At 67.9% G+C, this 6281-nt stretch carries 8 protein-coding genes; all 8 read right to left on the bottom strand.

The window, feature by feature from the left end; all coding sequences use genetic code 11:
- Window positions 1–41 precede the first annotated feature (41 nt).
- A complete protein-coding gene (locus NA197_RS23215; RefSeq protein ID WP_064043496.1) occupies window positions 42–1085 on the bottom strand; it encodes a cytochrome c-type biogenesis protein CcmH in 1044 nt (347 codons plus the stop codon).
- Window positions 1082–1639: a thiol:disulfide interchange protein DsbE gene (gene dsbE / locus NA197_RS23210; RefSeq protein WP_000828285.1), complete on the bottom strand. Its 558-nt coding sequence runs from the start codon at window positions 1637–1639 to the stop codon at window positions 1082–1084. Before dsbE ends, NA197_RS23215 begins: the two co-directional genes overlap by 4 nt.
- Window positions 1636–3567 (bottom strand): heme lyase CcmF/NrfE family subunit, encoded by a 1932-nt coding sequence (locus tag NA197_RS23205; protein ID WP_023234533.1) that lies wholly within the window; start codon window positions 3565–3567, stop codon window positions 1636–1638. Before NA197_RS23205 ends, dsbE begins: the two co-directional genes overlap by 4 nt.
- Complete coding sequence (gene ccmE / locus NA197_RS23200) at window positions 3564–4043, bottom strand: cytochrome c maturation protein CcmE (protein WP_001053609.1); 480 nt, start codon at window positions 4041–4043, stop codon at window positions 3564–3566. Before ccmE ends, NA197_RS23205 begins: the two co-directional genes overlap by 4 nt.
- Complete coding sequence (gene ccmD / locus NA197_RS23195; protein WP_000074110.1) at window positions 4040–4252, bottom strand: heme exporter protein CcmD; 213 nt, start codon at window positions 4250–4252, stop codon at window positions 4040–4042. Before ccmD ends, ccmE begins: the two co-directional genes overlap by 4 nt.
- Complete coding sequence (locus tag NA197_RS23190; protein ID WP_017442047.1) at window positions 4249–4986, bottom strand: heme ABC transporter permease; 738 nt, start codon at window positions 4984–4986, stop codon at window positions 4249–4251. Before NA197_RS23190 ends, ccmD begins: the two co-directional genes overlap by 4 nt.
- Window positions 4987–5037: 51 nt before the next feature.
- Window positions 5038–5697: a heme exporter protein CcmB gene (gene ccmB / locus NA197_RS23185; RefSeq protein ID WP_000990030.1), complete on the bottom strand. Its 660-nt coding sequence runs from the start codon at window positions 5695–5697 to the stop codon at window positions 5038–5040.
- Window positions 5694–6281 (bottom strand): cytochrome c biogenesis heme-transporting ATPase CcmA (gene ccmA / locus NA197_RS23180; protein WP_139379262.1); only part of this gene is annotated, 588 nt, incomplete at its 5' end. The genes ccmA and ccmB, both read right to left, overlap by 4 nt.

Genomic DNA, 6281 nt, shown 5'->3' with positions numbered 1-6281 from the left:
AGCCAGGCCCGATGGCGCCACGCCACCGGGCCGTCAGGGTCTTATTTCTCCTGCGCCAGCCGGATACTGCGCTCTATCACCGCCCGCCGGGCGTCACCCGCCGGCAGCAGCTTCAGCATCATCTCCCAGGCCGCCACCGCCTCGCCAAAGCGCTGCTGCTCAAAGGCGCTGAACGCATACAGGCTTAACACCCGGATATCCGTGTGGTCGCGGCTCACCAGCCGGCGCAGCAGCTCCCCGCCACGGCGGTTATCCTCCGGGTCGGACGAGCGCGTCAGCGCCTCCGCGTAGCCCAGCGCCGCATCGCGGTTTTTCGGGTCCAGGCGGTAGGCGTTCGCATACGCTCCGGTGGCGGTACCGGCATTACCCAGTACCATACCGGTGCGCCCCAGCATGAGCCAGCCCTCAACATTGCCGGCATCATTCTGCAGGCGGGTGCGCAGCCCCAGCGCCAGCCGCGCCATCTCCTCCTCATTCAGCGGCTGCGCCTGCGGGTCCAGCGCCCGCGCCAGCAGCCCGGGCGTCTGCGCCGTCGCCTGCTGCCAGGCCCTCACCTGCGGATAGCTGCCGGTCTGTGAGTAACTGATGGCGGCCACGACCAGCGCCATAACCACGCCCGGAACGTAAACGCCCCACCCGGCGCGCGCGCCGTAAACCGGGGTGTCCGCCGGCAGCGGCTCCCGGCGCAGGCGCACCCGCCGGCGCGTCCGGGCGACGATTATCCACCCGCCCGCCACGATGGCGGCCAGCGGCAGCACCCACAGCAGCACCGTCAGTGGGGTCAGCGGCGGGTCGTAGGTGACAAAGTTGCCGTAGCGCGCCACCATGTAATCGATGATTTCCTGGCGGCTCTTCCCCTCCTGCATCAGGTCATACACCCTGCGGCGCATGTCGGTGGCTATCATCGCGTTCGAGTCCGCAATGCTGTTGTTCTGGCATTTCGGGCAGCGCAGCTGCTCCGTGAGCTGGCGGAACTGCTGCTCCTGCGCTTCATCTTTAAACGGCATCACGTCGGTGGTCGCCCGCGCTGACCCGGCGATAACCAGCGCCAGCATCAGCATCACCATGCCCGGTAACAGTCTCATTGCGCCGCCTCCCGGCTGTATCTGTCCCACAGCGGTTTCAGTTCACTTTCCCATACCCGGGCATTCAAATCGCCCGCATGGCGGTAGCGGATAATCCCCCTGCCGTCGATGAGGAAGGTTTCCGGCGCGCCGTACACGCCCAGGTCCAGCCCCAGCATCCCGTCGCTGTCCGATAAACTCAGCGCATACGGGTTGCCCAGTTCTTTTAACCAGGCCACCGCCTTCGCCCGGTCGTCCTTATAGTTCAGCCCCACCACCCGGATACCCTGCGCAGAAAGCTGGTTCAGGTACTGATGCTCGGCGCGGCAGGTCGGGCACCAGGTGGCCCAGACGTTAAGCAGCACCGGTTTCCCCTGCGTCAGCACCTCCGCCTCATAGTACTGACCCGGCGTCTCCAGCGATTCCAGGCGAAACGCCGGCACCGGCTTCCCGGTCAGCGCCGATTCGAGATTCGTCGGGTCATCCCCCTCAGCGTTGCGCGCCAGCTGCCACAGCAGCGCCGCGGCAATCAGCAGAAAAATCAGCAGCGGTAATAACAGTACGTTGCGTTTCATCCGGCCTCCGGCAATGGTTTACGGCGGCGGTAGCGCGGATCCGCCAGGCACAGTAGCCCGCCCAGCGCCATCAGCAGTCCCCCGGCCCATATCCAGCGGACAAACGGTTTGTAGTACAGGCGCACGGCCCACGCGCCGTTGTCCAGCTCCTCCCCGAGCGCGGCGTACAGGTCGCGGGTCAGCCCGCCGTCAATCGCCGCCTCGGTCATCACCATCCGGCTGGTGTTGTAGAGCCGTTTCTCCGCGTGCAGCACCGCCTCCGGCTCGCCGTGGCGCGTCACCCCGATGAGGGCCACCCCGCCGCGGTAGTTGGGGCCGGTGATGTCCCGCACCTCCCGGAAGGTGAAGCGGTAGTCGTGAATGGTCACGCTGTCGCCCGCCCGCATCCGCACGTCACGCTCCACGCTGTAATTCTGGCTGAAGGCGATACCGGTAATCGTCACCGCCAGCCCGAGGTGCGCCGCCACCATTCCCCAGTAGCTGAGAGAGGTTTTCGTGCCGCGGGACACGCGCTGTACGGCTTCGGCCACCGCCAGCACCGCAATCCAGCAGGCCATCGCCATCCCCACCGCCGTCATGGCGATGATTCTATCTTCCAGCAGCCATGGCAAAAGTACCGACAGCACCAGGGTGGAGACCAGGGCGGTGAGCAGCAGCGTCCTGATGTTACGCGGCCGGTCCCGGCCCCAGCGCACCAGCGGCCCCACCCCCAGCAGCAGGGCAAAGGGGACCATCAGCCAGGTGAACATGGTGTTAAAGAACGGCTCCCCCACCGAAATGCTGCCCAGCCCCAGCTGTTTGTGCACCAGCGGCAGCAGGGTGCCCAGCAGCACCACCAGCATGGCGGCCATCAGCAGGACGTTGTTGCCGAGCAGCAGCGACTCGCGCGACCACAGCGCGTTGTTCACCCGCGAACGCACCCTGTGCCCGCGCACGGCGAACAGCAGCAGCGAGCCGCCGGTGACCAGCACCATAAAGGCGAGGATAAACATCCCGCGCGCCGGGTCGGAGGCGAAGGCGTGCACCGACACCAGCACCCCGGAGCGCACCAGGAAGGTGCCCAGCAGGCACAGCGAGAAGGCGCAGATGGACAGCAGCAGCGTCCACGCCTTAAAGCCGGCGCGCTGTTCGGTGACCGCCAGCGAGTGCAGCAGGGCGGTGCCCGCCAGCCACGGCATAAAGGAGGCGTTCTCCACCGGGTCCCAGAACCACCAGCCGCCCCAGCCCAGCTCGTAGTAGGCCCACGCCGAGCCGAGCACAATGCCCAGCGTCAGGAACACCCACGCCGCCAGCGTCCACGGGCGGGCAAAACGGGTGAACGCGCTGTCCAGACGCCCGCTCAGCAGCGCGGCGATGGCGAAGGCGAAGGCCACCGAGAAGCCGACATAGCCCATGTACAGCAGCGGCGGGTGGAAAATCAGCCCCGGGTCCTGCAGCAGCGGGTTCAGGTCGCGCCCCTCCACCGGAAAGGCCGGCAGCGTGCGGGCGAACGGGCCGGAGGTGAACAGGATGAACGCCAGAAAACCGGCGCAGACCATCCCCATCACCGCCAGCACCCGGGCGACGATATCCGCCGGCACCCGCCGGCTGAACACCGCCACCGCCAGGGTCCAGCCGCTCATCAGCAGCACCCACAGCAGCAGCGAGCCCTCGTGCGCCCCCCAGGTGGCGGCCACCCGGTACCACACCGGCAGCTGCGTGTTCGAGTTGCCGGCGACATAGGCCACGGTGAAGTCGTTAACCACAAAGGCGTGCACCAGCACGAAAAACGCGCCCGCCACGCAGATAAACAGCAGCCAGGCGAACACCCCGGCCGACGCCATCATCCGCGCGTCGCCGCGCGCCACGCCCCACAGCGGGTAAACGGACAGCAGCAGCGCCACGCCGAGCGCCAGGCACAGCAGTGCGTGGCCGTATTCAGGCATCATGATGAAGTGTCCTTATCAGCGCGTTGCGGGCGGCGGTGGTTTTCCTGCATCGCCTTTTCCACTTCCGGCGGGGTGTAGTTCTCGTCATGCTTGGCCAGCACCTCGTGCGCCAGGACGTGGCTGCCCTTCTCCAGGGTGCCCTGCACCACCACCCCCTGTCCCTCGCGGAACAGGTCCGGCAGTATCCCCTCATAGCTCACCGTCACCGACCCTTCGGCGTCGTAGAGGCTGAAGTTCACCTTCAGCGAGTCCGGGTCGCGCCTGACGCTGCCGGGCATCACCATCCCGCCGACGCGCAGGCGCTGGCCCACCGCCGGCAGCTGCTGCGTCTCGCGCTTGCCGTAGAGGATTTCGCCGGGGGTATAGAACAGGTCGATATTCGCGCGCAGCGCGTACAGGACCAGGGCGGTGGTCAGCGCCAGGCCCGCCAGCACCGCGCAGACCACCCATAGCCGGTTTTTACGTCGCAGGTTCACGCGGCCTCCTGTTGCGCCTGTGCGGCACGCATCCGCGCCTCGCGCGCCCGCTGCTGCGCCACGCCGCGCAGAATGGCCCGGCGCTGCAGCACCGTGTGCAGCGCCAGCAGCGCCAGCGGCGCCACGGTCATCGCCACCGCCAGCCAGACAAAAAAGGCGTACCCGCCCATGGCGAAAAAATCGCTCCACGATGAAAATGCCGGACTCACCGGTGCCCCCTTTTCAGTATCAGTTCGCTCACCCACGGGCGGCGTTTTTCCATCAGTAAAATCAGGTTGCGCATCCGCATCAGCGACAGCGTCATAAAGAGCAGCAGGAAGCCGGCGATGGCCCAGCGCAGCGGCGAGCGCATCGCCGGGTCGATACTCTGCTGCATCCGCGTCGAGCCCTGGTGCAGGGTGTTCCACCACTCGACGGAATAGTGGATAACCGGCAGGTTCACCACGCCGACCAGCACCAGAATGCCCGCCGCGCGCCCGGCCATTTTACGGTCGTCAAAGGCGTGCCACAGGGCGATGACCCCGGCGTAGAGAAACAGCAGCACCAGCTCCGAGGTCAGGCGCGCGTCCCACACCCACCAGGTGCCCCACATCGGTTTGCCCCACGCCGCGCCGGTGACCAGCGCGATGAAGGTGTACACCGCCCCCACCGGCGCCATCGCCGCGACGGCAAGGCTGGCCATTTTCATCTGCCAGACCAGCCCGGTGAACGCCGCCACCGCCATCGCCGCATAGATACCCATCGACCAGATGGCCGCCGGGACATGCAGGTACATAATGCGGTAGCCCTCCCCCTGCTGGTAGTCCGCCGGGGCGAAACCAAAGCCCCGGACCCAGCCGGTGGCCAGCGCGATGATGCCGGCCGCCGCCAGCCACGGCACGAGCCTGCCGCAAATCTGATACAGCCGGGGCGGCGCCGCCAGCTGATGAAGGGTTTTCCACATAGTCGTCACCTGACCTCCTGAAACCAGTAAAATGTCCGTCGTGCCGGGGCGCTACTGCGTACTGATGCGCAGCGCCGCCGCGGTGGCGAACGGGCTTAACGTCGCGCTGCCCGCCAGCAGCGCCCCCAGCACCGCCAGATAGCCGTCAACGGGTAAATGCATCGATGCCGCGTCCATCGCCGCGGTGGCGAAAATCAGCACCGGGACACTCAGCGGCAGCACCAGAATGCCCAGCAGGACGCCGCCGCGCCGCAGGCCGGCCGTCAGCGCGACGCCCGGCGCGGCGAGAAACCCCAGCGCCGGCGTGCCGAGCAGCAGCGTCAGCGCCATGATTTTCCAGCCGTACACGTCCATCCCCAGCAGCAGCGCCACCAGCGGGGAGAGCATAATCAGCGGCAGGCCGGTCACCGCCCAGTGGGCCAGCACCTTCGCCAGCACCACCGCCGGCAGCGGCACCGGCAGCAGCATCAGCTGCTCCAGGCTGCCGTCCTGCAGGTCGTCGCGAAACAGCCGCTCCAGCGCCAGCAGCGAGGCCAGCAGCGCCGCCACCTGGATGATGCCCGGCGCGATACGCGCCAGCAGCTGCGGCTGCGGCCCGACGCTTAACGGAAACAGGGTGATGACCATCAGGAAGAACCACAGCGGGCCGGCGATGTCCGCGCCGTGGCGGAACGCCACGCGCAGCTCGAGACAGAAGACACGCCACATCACAGCCCGGCCCCCCCGCCGGTCAGCGCCAGGCGGCGGACGGTGTCCGCGGCCCCCGGCAGCGGCTGGTGGGTGGTGAGAATGACCATCCCGCCCTGCGCCGTGTGCGCCGCCATCCGCCGGGTGAGGCGCGCCACGCCGTTAACGTCAATGGCGGTGAACGGCTCGTCGAGCACCCACAGCGCGGCGCGGGTCAGCCACAGGCGGGCCAGCGCCACCCGGCGCTGCTGCCCGGCCGAGAGCCGGGCGACCGGCACGTCCTCAAATCCCGCCAGCCCGGCCTGCGCCAGCGCCTCCGGGAGACGCGCGCCGTCGCCGGGGTGGAAAAAGTGCAGGTTCTCCCGCGCCGTCAGGCGGGATTTAATCCCCGGCTGGTGCCCTATCCACAGCAGGCTGCGATGGAAGCTGTCGCGCACGCGGCGCAGGGGCTCGCCCTGCCAGTACACCTCCCCGCCGTCCGGGCGCGCCAGCCCGGTCAGCAGGCGCAGCAGGGTGGTTTTTCCGGCGCCGTTGCCGCCGGTGACCTGCACCCACTCCCCGGCGTCCACGGTGAACGACAGCCCGCGAAACAGCGTCCTCTCGTCCCG

Origin of the sequence: Salmonella sp. NW884, assembly GCF_051700745.1 — a bacterium.
GTDB classification, from domain to species: Bacteria; Pseudomonadota; Gammaproteobacteria; order Enterobacterales; family Enterobacteriaceae; genus Salmonella; species Salmonella enterica.
Note: the sequence above shows the minus strand (reverse complement) of the source record. Positions and strands in the feature narration are given on the sequence as shown.

Excerpts from the sequence above, each read along its gene's own strand:
- NA197_RS23205 (WP_023234533.1), bottom strand. The coding sequence starts at position 3,567 with ATGATGCCTGAATACGGCCACGCACTGCTGTGCCTGGCGCTCGGCGTG.
- NA197_RS23215 (WP_064043496.1), bottom strand. The coding sequence starts at position 1,085 with ATGAGACTGTTACCGGGCATGGTGATGCTGATGCTGGCGCTGGTTATC.
- NA197_RS23190 (WP_017442047.1), bottom strand. The coding sequence starts at position 4,986 with ATGTGGAAAACCCTTCATCAGCTGGCGGCGCCGCCCCGGCTGTATCAG.
- dsbE (WP_000828285.1), bottom strand. The coding sequence starts at position 1,639 with ATGAAACGCAACGTACTGTTATTACCGCTGCTGATTTTTCTGCTGATT.